Source organism: Methanolapillus africanus (assembly GCF_032714475.1).
Taxonomy (GTDB): Archaea; Halobacteriota; Methanosarcinia; order Methanosarcinales; family Methanosarcinaceae; genus Methanolapillus; species Methanolapillus africanus.
The window spans coordinates 21,196-37,894 of the sequence record NZ_JAWDKD010000019.1; the positions used below are offsets into that span (position 1 = coordinate 21,196).

Below are 16,699 nucleotides of genomic sequence, written 5' to 3' on the forward strand. Positions count from 1 at the left end.
ATCAAATCGGAGTTTTTTGATGACCAAAGAATATATGCTCGGAAACGCCGCCATTGCGCGCGGCGTTCGGGAAGGAGGCGTCGGCGTCGTGTCCGGATACCCCGGAACCCCGTCTTCCGAAATCATCGATATTTTACGCGAACAAAAGGACCGCGACTTTTACGTCGAATGGTCCGTGAACGAAAAAGTGGCGGTCGAGGTTGCGATCGGCGCGGCTTTCACAGGCGTCCGCTCGCTTGTGACCATGAAACATGTCGGGCTCAACGTCGGCGCCGACCCGCTGATGACGGTGGCTTATTCCGGCGTCAAAGGCGGCATGATTATCATATCGGCCGACGACCCGTCTTTCCATTCGTCTCAAAACGAACAGGACACGCGCCGTTACGCCGAATTTGCGCAAATTCCCTGCTTTGACCCGGCGACCATCCAGGACGCCAAAGACATGATTCCGTATGCGTTTGAATTTTCGGAAAAGTTCGAAACGCCGGTTCTGTTCCGGCCGACGACGAGAATCAGTCACGGAAAGTCCGGCGTCGTTCTCGGCGAAATCCAACCAAACGCCCACACAGCCGATTTCACCAAAGATCCGGCGCATTGGGTCATGATGCCGAACAACGCGAAAGCCCGGCATAAAGTGATTTTGGAACGCTACGCGGCCATGGAAAAAGAATTGGAAAATTCGCCCTGGAACACCTTGGAATTGTGCGGCAACTCTAAAATCGGTGTGATCGCTTCCGGCATCGCGTCCGTTTACGCCAAAGAAGCGCTTCACTATTTGGGCGTCAACGCGTCCTTTTTGAAAATTACGGCTTATCCCATTCCGGAAAAATTGGTTCTGGACATGCTTTCCCACTGCGACAAAGTTCTGATTGTTGAAGAACTGGAACCGATTGTGGAAAACAACGTCCGGATCATTGCGGAAAAACACAAAGACAAAATTAAAACGCAAATCATCGGCAAAGACCCGGTGCCGCGCATGAACGAACTGAATTTTGATATTTGCAGAAACGCTGTCCTTGCCGTTTTTAAGGACGAATGCAATCCGAGTGTTTTGGCACAGATGGATTCTGAACTGACAGCAACGGTGACCGTGCCGAATGCCGGTTTGGTTCCGAAAGATTTGGCGGAAATCGTTTTGCCGCCGCGGCCGCCGGCTTTGTGCGTCGGCTGTTCCCACCGCTCGGCTTTCCAAGTGATTAAAGACGTGTTCGGCAAAAACGCCGTTTTCCCGAGCGACATCGGCTGCTACACATTGGGAATTCACAGCGGCGCCGTCGACACCACAATTTGTATGGGCGCCAGCATCAGCATGTCGTCCGGCATGTCCGCCGCCGGCGAAAAAAAAGGAATTTGCTGTACGATCGGCGATTCCACGTTCCTGCACACCGGCGTGAATTCGCTCATGAACGCCGTTTACAACAAATCCAATATCACGGTGGCGATTTTAGACAACCGGATTACCGCCATGACCGGGCACCAGCCGAACCCGAATGTCGGCATGACCGCCACCGGCGAAGAAACGGTTGCCGTGTCCCTTGAAGCGATTTGCATTGCGGTCGGCACGAAATTTGTCCGCGTTGTTGACGCTTACAATTATGAAGAAATGAAAACCGCTTTCCGTGAAGCCAAAGCCTTTGAAGGCACCGCCGTCGTCATTGTGAAACAAGCCTGTGCAATCGTGGCCCGCAAAGAAGGCGTCAAACGAAAGCCGTACGCCGTTTCCAAAGAACTTTGCCGCGGCTGTAAAAAATGTATTTCATTCGGCTGTCCGGCAACGGAATTCAATACGAAAGAAGCCGTTGCGTTTATTAATTCTCAGTGTATCGGCTGCGGCGTCTGCGCGCAAATATGTCCGTTCCACGCCATTTTGGAGGTGAAAGAATGATTCCGGTCGACAACAAAATTCAATGTTTCGGGATGGTTCCCAACGACGGCAAAACCGACGTCAAATACGATGTCGTGATTTGCGGCGTCGGCGGCCAGGGTGCGATTCTGGCGTCCGATATTTTGGGACGCGCCGCCGTTATGGAAGGCATGGCCGTTCAGGCCGCGGAAACCCACGGCATGGCCCAGCGCGGCGGTTCGGTGGAAAACCACGTCCGGATCGGCAGCGCTTACGGTTCATTGATTCCTCAAAAAAGCGCCGACCTAATGATTGCCTTGGAACCGATTGAAGCCGTCCGTTACGCGCATTTGATGAAAAAAGGCGGCGTCATCCTCATGAACACGGAAACGGTTCTGCCGTTTACGGTGACGACCGGGAAAGCCGCTTATCCGGCTGTTTCTGAACTCGCCGAAAAACTGTCGGCGCATTTCAAAGTGATTCCGTTTAACGCGACGGACGTCGCGAAAGCGGCCGGAAACCGGCAGGCGGCCAACGTCGTCATGATCGGCGCCGCGTCCAATTTCATTCCGATTCAGGAAAAAACGTTTAAAGATTGCATTCAAGCGTTGGTTCCGCCCAAGTTTTTGGACGTGAATCTGAAAGCGTTTGACCTGGGCAAAGAGAAAGGAAAGCAATAAACTCTGGTTTTCTTTTCCTTTTTCCTTTATTTTTCTTTTTTCTTTTTTCTTTCTCTCTTTCTTATTTTTTTATCTTTTCTTCTCTTTTTTTGATCCGATATTTCCACCAATTGAATTACTTTATCATAAATTTCTGCTTGATTTTGAATAAAGAAACCTTATTTTATGCAAGCGGAAACGATATCAAAATTATACTCAAATACATATTTATAGAATAGATTCCTTATTCGAAATAGTTTCTATTATATGGGATATATAATAATGGAATGATCACATAATGGTTTCAGATTCGAAAAATAATAAAAAGAAGATTCTTATCGCTCTTCTTCTTTTACTTCTCCTCGCTCTTTTATTTGTTTATGTTGTCAACGTCATGAATGACGACGGACCCATAATCAACCAAAATGAAACAAATATGACAAATTCAACCGGCATGGGATTTGCCATTGACACGTCCGGCTCAACATCCGAACCGTCATCGACGCCCATCACACCGGCCGCTGAGCCGCTTCCGCCGGTTATCGTCACGCCGTCAACCGGCGGACGTCCGAGCGGCAATAATCAGGAACCTGAACCGGATCCGGAATTGGATCCTGATCCGACAAAACCGCCGATGGATGACATTGATGATTATATCGATATTGAAAATTTCGAACAATTAAAAGCAGTCGGCGAAACCAGTGACAGTCTATCCAAAAAATACCGTCTTGTTGATGATATTGACATGACCGGCAAAGTTTGGGTTCCGCTTGGCCGAAACTCATCAACCGGATATTTTAACGGAACATTTAACGGGAACGGTTATGTGATCACCGGATTGACGACGGTTCAGGACGCGAATGAAAATAACGGATTGTTCGGCGTTGTCGGCAGCAGTGGTACTGTTAAAAACGTTGCTTTGATTGATGTGAATATCGACGCCACGTCCAATACGACCGGCGCCGTTGCAGGCCGTGTGGATGGGACCGTTGTGAATTGTTATGTGACCGGAAATGTTACAGGAACCTCACATGTCGGCGGAATTGCCGGGGGCGTTGGATATGGATCTAATTCCGGAACTATTCGGAATTGTTATACAATTTGTAACGTCTCAGGTTCTTTAACTGCCCCGGACGGTGAGGAAATCGGCGGCATTGCCGGAAGAGTCACCAACGGAGAGATTTCGAACTGCTACGCCACAGGAAACGTAACCGGGCGGATTAAACTTGGCGGTATTGCCGGTAATGTTTTTACAATCGATCAAAACGTTTCATCAAATGTTGCTTTAATGCCGCTCATCAACGCCGTCAGCAATCAGAATTTCCCGCAACGCATCATTGGCGCATTGGCGGGGGCTGTCACGGCCGATTCAAATTTGGCATCTGAAACCCTGGTGCTTAAAAATAATACAACTCCAAATATTCCGCCTGCAGACGGTACCAACTTAGACGGAACCGGAAAACCGGACGCGGACTTTGTCGTTCAGACAACGTACACCGATATCGGCTGGAAATTCTTTGACGGAACAGTGGACAGCACAAATCCGTCTTATCCGGACACCGTTTGGAAAATGCCCGAATCCGGCTTTAAATTTAAAACAACAGACACGGAAGAATGGGTTTACCCGGTTTTCTATTGGCAAGTTTCAGCCGCTTAATTCGATAATTCTTTGCGTGAACGCAAAGAATTATTTTTTTATATTTTATGACCGGCTGTTCTGTTTTTCAGTTTGCGTCTTTTTTTTAATTTGCTGTTCGCGCCTGTTGTTGTTCATTTTGCAATTTTCATCTTACAGTTGTTCGTTTTTCAATTTGAATCTACTGTTCGTTATTTTACAGTTTGTACCTGCAGCTGACTGTACGGATTGCATCCACTGATATGATTTCCAATTTCTTATCGGTCTCCGAGAAATTCAAACGCGAAACGCGTTCGAATTTTCGGGGCAGTTTCATGATATTTTAAATAAATTAGACATCGAATTCATTGAAATCTTCAAAAAACCACTCCTGTTTTCAAAGGCACTGAACGAAAATGTGCCGCGATAACGCACGCGCCCGCCTCCTGCGAGCCGCCGCCCCTTCAATTTTATCACCCTTACAATTTATTAACCTTGAAGTCATTTTCCATTCCGTTTGTAAAAAAAGGTGTGTGAATATGACAGATTCCGATATTGAAAATGAATTGGAGTTTATTTTAAACAGCAGTCCGGTGATCGTTTTCCGGTTCCGGGCTGAACCGGGTCTTCCGGTGGAATATATTTCTAAAAACGTCATTCAGCTCGGTTATCCGGCGGAAGAGTTTTCGGACTACCACTACAATTACGAAAACATCATCTATTTGGACGATCTTGCAGGCGTCCGCCGCAGTTTTGAAAAATATTCGATGGCAACAGACTTATTTGGATTCACGATTACGTACCGCATTTACACCAAATTCGGATCCGTCCGCTGGGTGGAACAACGCACCATCATCGGACGCAACGAATCGGGGAAAATCACGCATTATCAGGGCCTTGTCTTTGACGTGACGGAACAAAAAAAAGCGGAAGAAGACACGGCGCTGAGTCTCGCGCGCCAGGAAGTTTTGCTCACGCTGAAAAAGATGAGCGCGTCGCCGCTTCAGGAAATCGTGGACTTTGTCCGGGAAGAAGCGGTCCGGCTGTCCAAAAGCCGGGTCGGTTATCTGGCGTTTCCGACGCCCGACGAAACGGCTTTGATTATGCACTCCTGGTCCAAAACATCCGTCCGCGAGTGTTCCATTGATGAAAATAACCGCCCGTACGTTTATCCGCTGCACGATACCGGACTTTGGGGCGAAGCCGTCCGGACGCGCCAGCCGTTGATTTTAAACGACTACACCACGTCCAATCCGCTCAAAAAAGGATATCCCAAAGGACACGTGACGCTTCACCGCTACATGCACGTTCCGATTTTGGACGGCGGGCGCGTCGTCATCGTCGTCGGCGTCGGCAATAAAGACACCGATTACAACGACAGCGACGTCATGCATCTGACGCTTCTCATGCAAGGGCTTTGGGAACTGATTCAGAAAAAACGGCTTGAAGAAGCGCTTCAAAAACGGTCTCAAGAACTCTCGGACCACTACGCGAAACTGCGCACCATGTCGATGATGTCGCGGGAATTCTTGGAAGACGTTCACAAATCCGTGGAAATTGCGGACAAGCACAACGTTTACAAATACAAAAACCTCCTGGCGGAGGAATTTATTCTTTTGTCCTACGAACAACAGCAAAGCGTGATCGAGCAGGGACTGATCTTAGCCAACCGCGTGAAACACTTGGTTGATTCCATTCTTTATCTGAGTATGGAACGCAGCGGCATGCTCAATTACCGCATTGAGCGCATCGATCTCAAATCTTTGTTTGAACATGTCAGTCTCAACACAATTTTGCTGATCGAAGACAAAGGCATCTGTTTCCGAAAAAAATTCCCGGAACATCTTCCGGCCATCATCGGCGATTCGGAACGGCTGCTGGTCGTCTTCACGACGCTGATTGAAAACGCCTGCGTCAACACGCCGCAAGGCGGCGAAATTTCTCTGAAAGTTTCGTTGTCCGACGACGGCAATATGATTGAAATTACGGTGGCGGATACCGGAAAACCGATCAGCGATCCTGAAATTCCTTATCTGTTCCAGAGCATTACGTTTATTGATTCCAACCGGTCCTATTCAACCCACTTGGAAGGCGTCGAATCCGGTCTCTATGTGGCGAAAAATATTATTCTGGCGCACCAAGGTGAAATTTTGGCGAAAGCCCGCCAATCCGGCGCTTATTTTGTCGTCCGCCTGCCGGTGTTGAAAGAATCCGGCACGGAAATGGTCGGCGAGTGCGAAAATGAATTTGACAAAAATAATGAATACGGATACGGATGCGAGTATGAACGCGAATGTGAATGTGAACGTGATTGTGAACGTGTATACAAACGCGAATGCGGCCGCGAACGTCGGCGCGGGTGCGGATCTGAATGTGAAACTCAAAACTGTCTTGACTGTTCGGAGGAATTAAATGACAACTGAGCTGATCGGAACTCTTTTCTTGTCGGAGAAACGGAAAAACGTTTTGATTTTTTTGCTGTCGGGTCCCAAGGACATCGAAGACATCAAAATTGCCTTGAATGTCAACACGAGCGCGCTGATGACTCAAATGAAAATTTTGATGGACCAAGGGCTGATCGTTTATGCCGATAACCTTTATTCGTTGACCGTCATGGGCGGCGTGATCGTTCAAAAAATGCTGCCGCTTCTCAATATGCTGGACATCTATTCAGAAAACAAAGACTATTGGAGTGACCACAACCTTTCCGCCATTCCCGCGTGTCTTTTAGACCGGATGGACGAGCTCAAAAATTGTGTTCTGGTCGAGCCCGAGCTTCACCGCCTGTACGAATTGCCGATTAAGTTTGAGGAAAATTTGTTCAAATCCACGCGGATCCGGGAAGTTTCGTCCTTTTTCAGTCCGACGTACCACTCCACTTATTTGGAATTGGCCCGAAAAGGCGTTGAGATTTCCATCATCATCCCGCTATCCGTTTTTAACCGGTTCAGCAGCGATTACCCGTTCCTTCTGGAAGAATATTTATCCCGCCCGAATGCGAAGTTTTATGTCTACGACGCGCCGATCGAAATGGCGTCCAGCGTTGTGACCGACCACTTCTTTTCGTTTTCCCTTTTCAACAACAACGGCATTTACCACAACCACTCAATGATGAGTTTTGACGCGTCGTCCATGCGGTGGGGGGAAGACTTGTTCCAATATTATTTGGAACGGTCCACGGAAATGAAATTGGAAGACCTTTTAAAACCCTAAAACCTCGATTTTATCTGTCGGCGGAAATTTTTTCCGCCATATTTTTGAATCGTTTTTGTTTGTCATTTCTTTTTGTTTGTCATTTCTTTCTGTTTGTCATTTCTTTTATATTCTCATTTTTTTACTTTTATCATTTTTTCTCTTTGTCATTTTTGTTATTTTTGTTATTTTTTAATTTCATTTCTTCTGCAATTTTTTCGTCTGTCCGAGTTCAGAATTATCATTCATAATATTTTATAATAAAATATATATACAATAGGATTTTTTATTTTTTGGTAATTATTAATTTATAAATCTATTTAATATCAATTAAAGGAGGCGTTACAATGACGAATCAATCTCTCGGCAAAGTCGAAAATTCCAAGCGTCGGTCTCATGACTTGAAAGTTTCGGTTTTAGATCTTTTAGCTTTGCTTGTTTTCTACGTATTGATCTCGATTGTGCCGGTTTATTTGTTCCTCTTTTATTTTTTGCACGACGGATCTTTGACGGTCAATTCGACGATTGAGTCTTTGGGTCCGCTTTTAAACATCCTGATGATTTTTATCGGCGTCGGCATTATGTATTTCGCTTTCCGCAAACTCTTCCGTTACCCCGGAAATGTTTTCCTTCACGGGATCGCTTTTTCGATTTTTTATGTCTTCATCTATTCCTTTTTGCTGATGACCGGTCTTCATGACTTGATTCTGTCAGGTCCGGGTCCGGTTTTATCCGGCTTGTTTTTGATCTTTCTTTACTACTCACTGGTCAATTTATTTTTGGTCTATCAGGAAAACCGCGCCCGGACGGAGACGTTTCATAAAAAAGCCGTTGTGACTTTTTCAATGTATCTGGTCATGCTTTTTGTTTTTATTTATTGGTACGGGTATGTTGTTCCTGATTTCGATCCGGATTTAAATTTCAGGGTTTTGACTCTTTTACTTGTCGAGTTTCTCTTCATGAGCATCATTTCGACGCTTGTTTTTTACAAGCTTTTCTTTTGGAAAGACCGCGTTGATTCTCGAAAAATCGCTTATTCGCCGGTCTCTCTCTTTCTGATTACGCTCGGCAGCTTTGTGCTGATGTTTGTGTTTGAGGCTTTGACCGCCGACGTTCTTTTCCTTTATTTTAAGCCGTTGCCTCCTGAAATCATAGACGTCGTCTCCACGACCGTTCGAAGCATTTCGTTCTTTACCGCCGCTTTTGTTTACATGGCTTTTGTGTCGCTTGTCTTTGGCCTGTACAAACGCGTGGTTTCCAAAATCCGGTCAAAAGCATGAATATCTATAATACGGATGAACGATTATTGAAAACAAAATCAATAAGTGATTCCGTACCGGATTTATTTCGGCCGGAATTGAAATTAAAATTAAAATTAAAATTATTCATCATTCAGAGGAGAATTTTTTTGAAAATTATTGCATTCGTCGGCATGCCGGCGTCAGGAAAATCGGAGGCGTCAAACGTCGCGCGGGGAATGGGCATCCCGGTTGTGACAATGGGCGACGTCATCCGCCGTGAAGTGGAACTTCGGGGAGCCGACCCGGCCGACGGCGGCAAAATCGCGACCGAACTTCGGGAAACAGAAGGCATGGACGCCATTGCCAAACGCTGCATGGCGATGATTCTCGAAAAAATGAAAACCAACCGTTCCAACGTCCTGGTCATCGACGGCGTCCGCGGCATTGCGGAAGTCGATTACTTCAAAGAACATTTGGGCGACGGTTTTATGCTGGTGTCGATTGCGATCGACTCGCCGGTGGAAGAACGCTTTGACCGGATTGTTGTCCGAAAACGCGAGGACGATATGGATTCCATCGACAAGCTCAAAGAGCGCGACGCCCGCGAAATCGGCTGGGGCATGGGCGAGGCGATTGCCGCGTCCGACCGCGTCATTGAGAACACGTCGACGCTGGCCGCCTACCAAAAAAATATCCGGCAATTGTTTGACGAAATGATTGCCGAAGACAAAAAATGTCAGCAATGAGGTGTTTTCATGGATTTTAAAACCGCTTCCTCTTCCAAATATAACGTGACGTTTTCGGCGCCTGTTTTCCCGACGGAAAACCCCGACAAAGTCAAACGTGCTCTTTTGAATTTGATCAATTACGGCCGCCCGAATTCGGACAGTTTGGTCGCCGACGCCGACGTCGTCTGCATCGACTTAAACGGCCAAATTCCGAACCGTGCGCTTATGGTTTCCGGCGGCACCGAATTGTTGTCCGGCGTTCACTATTTGATTCGAAAAGAAGAAATCATCGACACGACCAAAACCGCCCTTTTGAACGGCGTGGTGGAATCGGAATCCGAAATTCATGTTTTTTTGAACAAGCAAGTGGCTTATGTGAAACGCTTGAATTTCCCGGCCGACGAGGAACCCCTCGGATCAATCGAAATTGAAATTAAAGCGGAATCCATGGACGCTCTTTTGAGAATTGTCGACTGGCTGGCGCCGCCGACCAAGGACGGCGTGGCTCTTTTTGAATTGAAAGCGGAAGAATTGTAATTTTTCTTCTTTTTTCTCTTCTTCATCATCTTTTTTCTTTTTTGAGCGGCGGTCGGCGCGCGCGTTATGGCGTGCATTTTTATTTTTGTGTCTCAAAAATTAGGGTATCATTTTTGGAGATGTCGGGCAAACCATCCCGTAAAATCAGATGCGAAGCATCTGTATTTTACGGATATCGCGAACAGGTACAATCTGAAATTGTAAACTGAAAGTGCAATCTGTCATCTAAAAATAGTCACCTGCAGGTGCAACACAGTTTCTAAAAGTATGGAACTGAGCAGCTGTTCTGCCAACTTCATCTCATTTTATCGAAATCCGCCAAGTTCCGCCCTCTTCACGCCTGCGGTGTTCAGAGGTCCGAACTTGCGGGATAACATTCGGAATGGGGCTGTTCCGTCAATATTGATATTTTATATCACTTCCAATATTCAAAATATATTTATTTCCTCAGACCATTTTTAATTTGAAGTGGTTGCCATGAAAAAAACCTACATCCTTGCAGCTGTCATTTTGTGCATTTTACTCTTCGCTGTTGCCGGGATTGGCTATTACCAATCTCAGAAATGTGTGACAGTATCGATCTATTTTGATTATTCGGATTATTCTTATGCCGAACTCAGCAACAAAAGCGACGTGGTTTTGTCCGGCGTCGTCATTGATGTCGGTGAACCGGTTTTGGCTCAAACGGGGTTGAAAGGCAACATCTTTTACCAAGATTACATTTCGGACGGCAACGCCTATACCGACCTCACCGTTCTTGTGAATGAATGTTACCAAGGCGGCGACAATATATCTGATTTTGTTACCGTCCGGATTTTTGATAACCACTTTTACAACGAAGAATACAAATGGGGCGACAATTTTGTTTTCTTTTTGATTGAAGATCCGGGGATTACAAAAAAAATCGGTCCGGATCATTATCTGATCATGACGCCGATGGGTCAAATTAACCGCCAATCCGATCCGTGGGTTAACGCGTTGGATGAACCGGTGACTTTTGAAGAATTGTACCAGTCTTTGCCGAACGGAATGTTGGAAGTTCGGCCTTATGAACAACTTGTCCGGTACGACCGGATGAATCCGACAGCATACGGGTTGAATCCCAACAATGAAATTATCCGGCAATTCCTTTCCGGGGGAATATCCAATGTTCCGGAAAGCGGGCTGTTGGCCGTTTCAAAGATTTCTTTTGTTCCAAAACCGGTTGCTGCAAACAACAGTGATGGTTTTGACGGCATTATTTCGTGCGGACCGGTCATACCACCATACACAGCAGCGTCTCATGTCGCTTCCGGGTTGATTACAAATTCCGATTTGGTCTTTTACGGCGTTGTCAAGGAAGAAGCGTCAAACGTTTCAATGACGGAAAAAACGGACTTCGATGCGTTACTCAAATCAAATGTTGTGTTTACGATTGAGGATTCTGTCAAAGGACAAGAAAGCGGAGACGTCAATGTCAGCGTTTATGCCGGCAATTACAACGGGAAAGATTTGTCTTTCACAAATGACCTTCAAACGCCGACGGCTTGGGACTTTAAAACGGGCGACCGGTATTTGTTGTATTTGATCGACAAGAACGGGACTTATGAAATTATGTATGGCGGTTCTTATCTTTTGAAATAATTATTTCATTTTTTCTGAACAGCAGGTGATTTCTATGACGCCGGAACAAAAAGATTATACTATTATCCTTTCCGTTTTCTTAATTTTGTTCATTTTAATTTTCCTCTACTACGACGTCTATTTAGGAATCGGTCAAGACTCGGCTTTTCTGATGATTCCTTTATTTTTATTGCCGGCTATTCTTTGCAGAAAAAACGTCTCTATCTTGTGGAAATGTGGGACCATCGCTTTGTCTATGGGTGTGGTTGTTTTCTATTTCATGGGTTCTGATTGGTATCCGGATTTTCAACTTGCTGTTGGTTTGCTTTGTTTAATTTATTTGACCGTTTTTACGATATATGAAGGCTGGTATCGGAAAAAATTTAAAATGTTGGGCTGGTAATTTTAGGAGTTTTTATCATGACACCGGAACAAAAAACAAACATCAATATTTTTTATTTTGTTTTCAGCCTGATCAATATTGCTTATCTGGCTTGTTTAAGTTATTATACGGATTATAACGCCTTTTCATCTTTGAGTGTGTTTTACATTTTGGGTCCGCTTTTCATTCGTTTGGTTCTGATCGACGGACATAAATTTCCCGAATCATTGAATCTGTTTCTTTTAACGATGGGCGCCTATTCCTATGCTTTGCTGCTTTTGAATCCGTTTTTACCACGGACGCTTGAGTATGTGTTTTTCGGAATATTTATGGTCGGCGTCGCCATTTCTGTTGCAGCCGGATACAAATATGACGGTTTAAAATAAGCCATTAAATTATAAAAATTGACAAAGTAAATATCTTATTAAATCGTTTCTTAAAATCATCAACCAATTTTGAAAATTTAAAAATGAGTAGAAGGTGAATTTACGGAAAAAACACAAACAATTCATGTTATTTTCTTTGTCATTTTTATATCCCTTTTACTTTTCAGTGTCGGTTATATTGTTTACGATACTTTTCATCTTCCGGCGTCCGCGCCGTCTGAATCCACATTTGATCCGTCCCGTGATCTTTTTGCCGGTACGGATCCGGCTGTTCCGTACGAATCTCATCTTGAGAAATATCTCTCCTTTTATCCAAACGATGCGCCGAATTCCGGATCTGATATTTTGTCAAAACATGGTTGGCTGCCAACGACTCTCGGGCCGAATGTGTCGCTCATTGCCATGTCAAACCGGCAAATGAAAGCCAATGCCGATATTATCGCTGTTGTCACCGTCAAAGAAAAAATGCCGGCACGGTGGAGTACGCCGGACGCGGCGCTTCCCAAAGGAATTCAAATTTATGAATCCGTGAACGAAAACGGCGAAACGGAAGAATTCATGTCGATGATGACCAACAACAGCGAGTTTATTTATGCTGATCTTGTTCTCGAAGTCAACGAGGTTTACAAAGGGGAAAACGTTCCGAAATACATTCTTCTACGCGCCGGCGGGGGAACTGTCGGCGATTTTACTTGGAGGCATGTCGAAGGGTGCGGTCCGGAAGATTATGAACTTGGGGAAAAATATTTGGTTTATGTGGAAGAGGATTCCGGTTATGCGAATGAATTGGGTCCGAATCATTACGGTTTGGTGTATCCTTTTGCAAAATATGATTCCAAAGAGAACGGAAAGTACATCAATTGGGCCGGCGAAACGGCAAATTTATTCTTTTTAGATTTTTTCTGATCCTATCCGGAAGAATCTAATATTTCTATACATTTTAAATCCAATAAATTTTATAAAATTTTCAAAAATCAAATATGTCATGAATCCATATGAACGACTTTTTAGGTTCATTCTTCTGGTATCGATTTTTTCAAAACGCTCTCTTCTCCAAAACTTATATAACAGAGATAATCTTTATTCGTTTTGTCATTTTGATGATTTTTTGATAAAATCTTTCTCTGTCTGCTGTTTTTATGCGTGCCCTCATAATCATGAACAATCATGAGAAACGAGGAAAAACGGGACAAAACACAGCTTCAAAAAGGGTTGAAAAATCGTCAAAAAGTATAACCAATGTGCTTATATATGGGGTAATTATTGTCTAGTTACCCTTAAATTTAAATTACCGTTAATTATCATGAATGTTTCAATATAATATGAGACGATTGATATTAATGATAATTTAAAGTCATTTTTTTAAAACACAAGAGACGGTATTCGCATGGCTAACAATGAAATCTTATCTGAAATTAAAAGGGCAGAAGAAGATGCAAAAAAAGCGACCAGCGACGCTCTCGAAGATAAGAACAGAAAACTCGCTAAGGCCCGCGCCGAAGCTCGCCAAATCGTTGAGGACGGAGAAGAAGAATCCGTCAAAGCCGCACAGGCCGCTCAAAGAGAAGGAGAGCAAGAGCTCGAATCCAAACGCGCTGAAATTATCAACGAAGGGCTTCGTGAAGCTGAAGCTGTAGCTGTGAAATCCCAATCAAATATTCCAAAAGCTGTTTCATTTTTACTCGAGGAGTTTGAAAGGGAGATACGCGTATGAGTTACCCGAAACGAATGACCAAGTGCATTTTAGCCGGTCACAAAAAATATCTTCAGCCAACGATTGATGTTTTACACGATCTTGACGTGCTCCACGTTGAAGATTTCGTTGAAGGCGACGACTCTGATTTTACAATCGGCGTTCCGGTTGAGTACGGAGAAGAAGTCTCCCGAAAACTCGTGAAAGTCCGCTCCATTTCCAATGTTTTAAACGTCAAGCCAAATGCCGACACCGTTCCGATGAAAACGTCGGTCGTGGAAAGCGAACTTGACCAAAAACTGGATCAAATCGATGCGGAAATCAACGAAAACACTGAAAAAATGTCCAAACTCGACACCCGAGTGAAAGAAATCGAATCCGCAGAAAAGGAACTTTTACCGTTTTTGGGACTCGACATGGATCTGCAAAATTACCGCGGATACAACAATCTGGCTGTTTTCTCAGGCACCGTTTCCTCGCTGAACGAGTCCAAACTTTTGGAAATCACCGACGCTTACGAGCTCCACAACGAGCCCGGTTCCAAGTTCTTTGTTTTATTTGTCTCCAAAACGCACGAAAAAGAAGTGGCAGCACTTCTGGCCGACATGGGGTACAGAGAAACCAAAGCGCCGGACAAAACCGGTAAGCCGTCCGCTTTATTCCAAGAGCTCGACGCCGAAAAATCAAGCATACACGCACAACTTGAAGCTTTATCTGCAACAGTTTCAGAACTCAATCAAAAATACGGTAACTTCATCCTTGCCAGCGATGAATTCCTGAGCATTTTGAGCGAGAAATCAGAACTGCCTTTAAGAATTGCCACGTCTGATCACGCTTTTGTATTGGAAGGCTATGTCCCGACCGACGACTTTGACCTGTTCGTCAAAGAAGTCGCGGCAAAAACCGATAACGGCGTTTACATCACCACCGAAGAACTCCACTTGCATGACGAAAAAGAGATTGCAAAGATTCCGGTCGCGTATGAAAACAAGAAAATGGCCAAACCCATGGAAACGGTCACCGACCTTTATTCCAGGCCGAAATACACCGAAATCGATCCTTCGTCAATCTTGGCCATCTCGTTCCCGCTCATCTACGGTATGATTCTCGGGGACATCGGATACGCCCTTATTTTGATGACGGTTGCGTTCCTGATACTTAAATTCATGAAATCAGACAGTATCAAACCATTGATGTACGTACTTATTTATTGTCAAATCTCAGCGTTAATTTTCGGCATTATCTATGGCGAGTTCATGGGATTCCCGCTTGCGGGATATGAATCGCATGGCGTGTACACGCCGGGCCTGATTCCGGGATGGGAAACTTACATTTCCAATTTCGCGTTGGTTCCGGGCGAACCCTTCATGTTCCCGATTCACAGAACACACATGATTATGACGATGTTGATCGCAACAGCCACTTTCGGATTTTTACATTTGAACTTCGGTTTCATCGTCGGATTCTTCGATGTTAAAAGTCAGCACGGCACCAAACACGCCGTCTACGAAAAAATCAGCTGGATTGTTATTGAGATTGGCGTCATCGCCGCAGCCGCAGCATATCTTTTGTTAAATTCATATCTGCTGGTTGGCGTTTTTGCGATTGTCACAGTTATCGGCGTGTATATGCTCTTCAAAGGAGAAGGCATCAAAGGACCGATCGAACTTCCGGGTCTTCTCGGAAACATCATGTCCTACACTCGTATTATTGCGGTGGGTCTTTCTTCCATCTACATTGCATCGACTGTGAATAATATCGCTTTCGGCGGGCTTATTTGGTCCCCGACTGAAGGTTTCAGCCTTTTGGTTATTGTATCTTTACTGATCTTTATCCTTGGGCACTCTTTAAACTGCGTTTTGAGTATTATCGCCCCCGGCTTACACGCACTCAGATTGCAGTATGTCGAATTATTCGGCAAATTCTACTCGGGCGGCGGAAAAATTTACAAACCTTTTGGACACATTAAGAAATATACGACTACTACGGAGGAATAATTTTATGGAACTTACAACAGAATCTGTTCAAGCATTAGCACAAGCAATCGCAATCGTCGGCACCGGTCTCGCAACAGCCTGGGGCGAAAAAGTCATCGGTACCGCTGCAATCGGCGCCATGGTCGAAAACGAAAGCCTTTTCGGTAAAGCACTCGTTTTGACCGTTCTTCCTGAAACAATCGTCATCTTCGGACTTGTCGTTGCAATTTTGATCTAAAATCGAAAACTTAAGGGCGGAATCATCCGCTCTTAATTTTTTAAAGGTGTTAGCATGGGACTGGAAATCGTATTAAATGATATTACTGAGGGCGCCAAAGCAGATGTCCGACGGATTGGCGAGGAAGCGGATGCCGCGTCTCTCCAAATCATCGGAGAAGCCCGTCAGGCTTCCAAAGAAGCACTGGGGTCCCGTCTTTTAGAGGTTGAAGAGAAACTCGAACAACAGCGCCAACAGGTATTATCAAGCGCCAATTTAGAGGTGAAACGCATTGTTTTAAACAAGCGCAAAGCTCTTTTGGATCAAGTTTATGATCAAGCCCTTGACAAGATCGAAAATTTGCCTGCAAGCGAGAACGAAAAATATCTCAAAACGCTGATTAAAAACCATGAGAAAGGCGGTCACAAGATTTATTCAAATGAAAAATCTGCGGAACTCGTCCAAAAGAATTCCAAATTGGAATACGGCGGAAACATCGACTGTGTCGGCGGCATTGTTATTGAAAACAAAGACGGCACCGTTCGCTTGGATTTTACATATGACTTAATTCTCAAAACAGTTTATGACCGTTCCTTGAAATCGATCTCCGACATTCTCAACGGGTGAT

Annotated in this window: 17 protein-coding genes; 16 read left to right on the forward strand and 1 reads right to left on the reverse strand. The window is 44.8% G+C overall.

From position 1 onward, the window contains the following. Nucleotides 1-19: 19 nt before the first annotated feature. The 11 genes from iorA (at nucleotide 20) to MsAg5_RS06415 (ending at nucleotide 12,185) form a co-directional block, all read left to right on the forward strand. Entirely contained in the window at nucleotides 20-1,885 is a 1,866-nt protein-coding gene (gene iorA, locus MsAg5_RS06365) for an indolepyruvate ferredoxin oxidoreductase subunit alpha (protein WP_420847001.1), read from the forward strand. Then, the gene (locus MsAg5_RS06370) at nucleotides 1,882-2,523 is read left to right on the forward strand and encodes an indolepyruvate oxidoreductase subunit beta (RefSeq protein ID WP_338099796.1); all 642 of its coding nucleotides are present in this window, start codon (nucleotides 1,882-1,884) and stop codon (nucleotides 2,521-2,523) included. The genes iorA and MsAg5_RS06370 overlap by 4 nt, the downstream gene beginning before the upstream one ends. 277 nt (nucleotides 2,524-2,800) lie before the next feature. Next, nucleotides 2,801-4,159, forward strand: a complete 1,359-nt coding sequence (locus MsAg5_RS06375) for a GLUG motif-containing protein (protein ID WP_338099797.1) — start codon at nucleotides 2,801-2,803, stop codon at nucleotides 4,157-4,159. Nucleotides 4,160-4,656: 497 nt separating this feature from the next. Continuing rightward, nucleotides 4,657-6,540 carry a sensor histidine kinase gene (locus MsAg5_RS06380; protein ID WP_338099798.1) on the forward strand — a complete coding sequence of 628 codons (1,884 nt, stop codon included), beginning with the start codon at nucleotides 4,657-4,659 and terminating at the stop codon, nucleotides 6,538-6,540. Beyond that, a complete protein-coding gene (locus tag MsAg5_RS06385; RefSeq protein WP_338099799.1) occupies nucleotides 6,530-7,330 on the forward strand; it encodes a helix-turn-helix transcriptional regulator in 801 nt (266 codons plus the stop codon). The genes MsAg5_RS06380 and MsAg5_RS06385 overlap by 11 nt, the downstream gene beginning before the upstream one ends. Before the next feature lie 326 nt (nucleotides 7,331-7,656). Next, nucleotides 7,657-8,589 (forward strand): hypothetical protein, encoded by a 933-nt coding sequence (locus tag MsAg5_RS06390; protein ID WP_338099800.1) that lies wholly within the window; start codon nucleotides 7,657-7,659, stop codon nucleotides 8,587-8,589. A gap of 128 nt (nucleotides 8,590-8,717) precedes the next feature. Further along, nucleotides 8,718-9,296, forward strand: coding sequence for an AAA family ATPase (locus tag MsAg5_RS06395; protein ID WP_338099801.1), 579 nt, complete (start codon nucleotides 8,718-8,720; stop codon nucleotides 9,294-9,296). A gap of 9 nt (nucleotides 9,297-9,305) precedes the next feature. Continuing rightward, nucleotides 9,306-9,815 (forward strand): RNA-binding domain-containing protein, encoded by a 510-nt coding sequence (locus MsAg5_RS06400; protein ID WP_338099802.1) that lies wholly within the window; start codon nucleotides 9,306-9,308, stop codon nucleotides 9,813-9,815. A gap of 477 nt (nucleotides 9,816-10,292) precedes the next feature. Further along, nucleotides 10,293-11,438, forward strand: a complete 1,146-nt coding sequence (locus tag MsAg5_RS06405) for a hypothetical protein (protein ID WP_338099803.1) — start codon at nucleotides 10,293-10,295, stop codon at nucleotides 11,436-11,438. A 34-nt stretch (nucleotides 11,439-11,472) separates the two neighbouring features. Next, nucleotides 11,473-11,820, forward strand: a complete 348-nt coding sequence (locus MsAg5_RS06410; RefSeq protein WP_338099804.1) for a hypothetical protein — start codon at nucleotides 11,473-11,475, stop codon at nucleotides 11,818-11,820. Nucleotides 11,821-11,837: 17 nt separating this feature from the next. Then, nucleotides 11,838-12,185 carry a hypothetical protein gene (locus MsAg5_RS06415; RefSeq protein WP_338099805.1) on the forward strand — a complete coding sequence of 116 codons (348 nt, stop codon included), beginning with the start codon at nucleotides 11,838-11,840 and terminating at the stop codon, nucleotides 12,183-12,185. A gap of 163 nt (nucleotides 12,186-12,348) precedes the next feature. On the opposite strand, the gene MsAg5_RS06420 is transcribed toward MsAg5_RS06415, so the two are convergent. After that, a complete protein-coding gene (locus MsAg5_RS06420) occupies nucleotides 12,349-12,555 on the reverse strand; it encodes a hypothetical protein (protein WP_338099806.1) in 207 nt (68 codons plus the stop codon). Nucleotides 12,556-12,572: 17 nt separating this feature from the next. Here MsAg5_RS06420 and MsAg5_RS06425 point away from each other — a divergent pair, with 17 nt between their 5' ends. From MsAg5_RS06425 to MsAg5_RS06445, 5 genes are all read left to right on the forward strand, one after another. Continuing rightward, nucleotides 12,573-13,091, forward strand: a complete 519-nt coding sequence (locus MsAg5_RS06425; RefSeq protein WP_338099807.1) for a hypothetical protein — start codon at nucleotides 12,573-12,575, stop codon at nucleotides 13,089-13,091. 481 nt (nucleotides 13,092-13,572) lie between these two features. Further along, nucleotides 13,573-13,899, forward strand: a complete 327-nt coding sequence (locus tag MsAg5_RS06430) for an ATP synthase archaeal subunit H (RefSeq protein ID WP_338099808.1) — start codon at nucleotides 13,573-13,575, stop codon at nucleotides 13,897-13,899. Next, nucleotides 13,896-15,875, forward strand: coding sequence for a V-type ATP synthase subunit I (locus tag MsAg5_RS06435; protein WP_338099809.1), 1,980 nt, complete (start codon nucleotides 13,896-13,898; stop codon nucleotides 15,873-15,875). The genes MsAg5_RS06430 and MsAg5_RS06435 overlap by 4 nt, the downstream gene beginning before the upstream one ends. 4 nt (nucleotides 15,876-15,879) lie before the next feature. Then, nucleotides 15,880-16,092, forward strand: a complete 213-nt coding sequence (locus tag MsAg5_RS06440) for a V-type ATP synthase subunit K (protein ID WP_338099810.1) — start codon at nucleotides 15,880-15,882, stop codon at nucleotides 16,090-16,092. Nucleotides 16,093-16,146: 54 nt separating this feature from the next. Beyond that, nucleotides 16,147-16,698 (forward strand): V-type ATP synthase subunit E, encoded by a 552-nt coding sequence (locus MsAg5_RS06445; protein ID WP_338099811.1) that lies wholly within the window; start codon nucleotides 16,147-16,149, stop codon nucleotides 16,696-16,698. The last annotated feature ends 1 nt before the right edge of the window (nucleotide 16,699 follow it).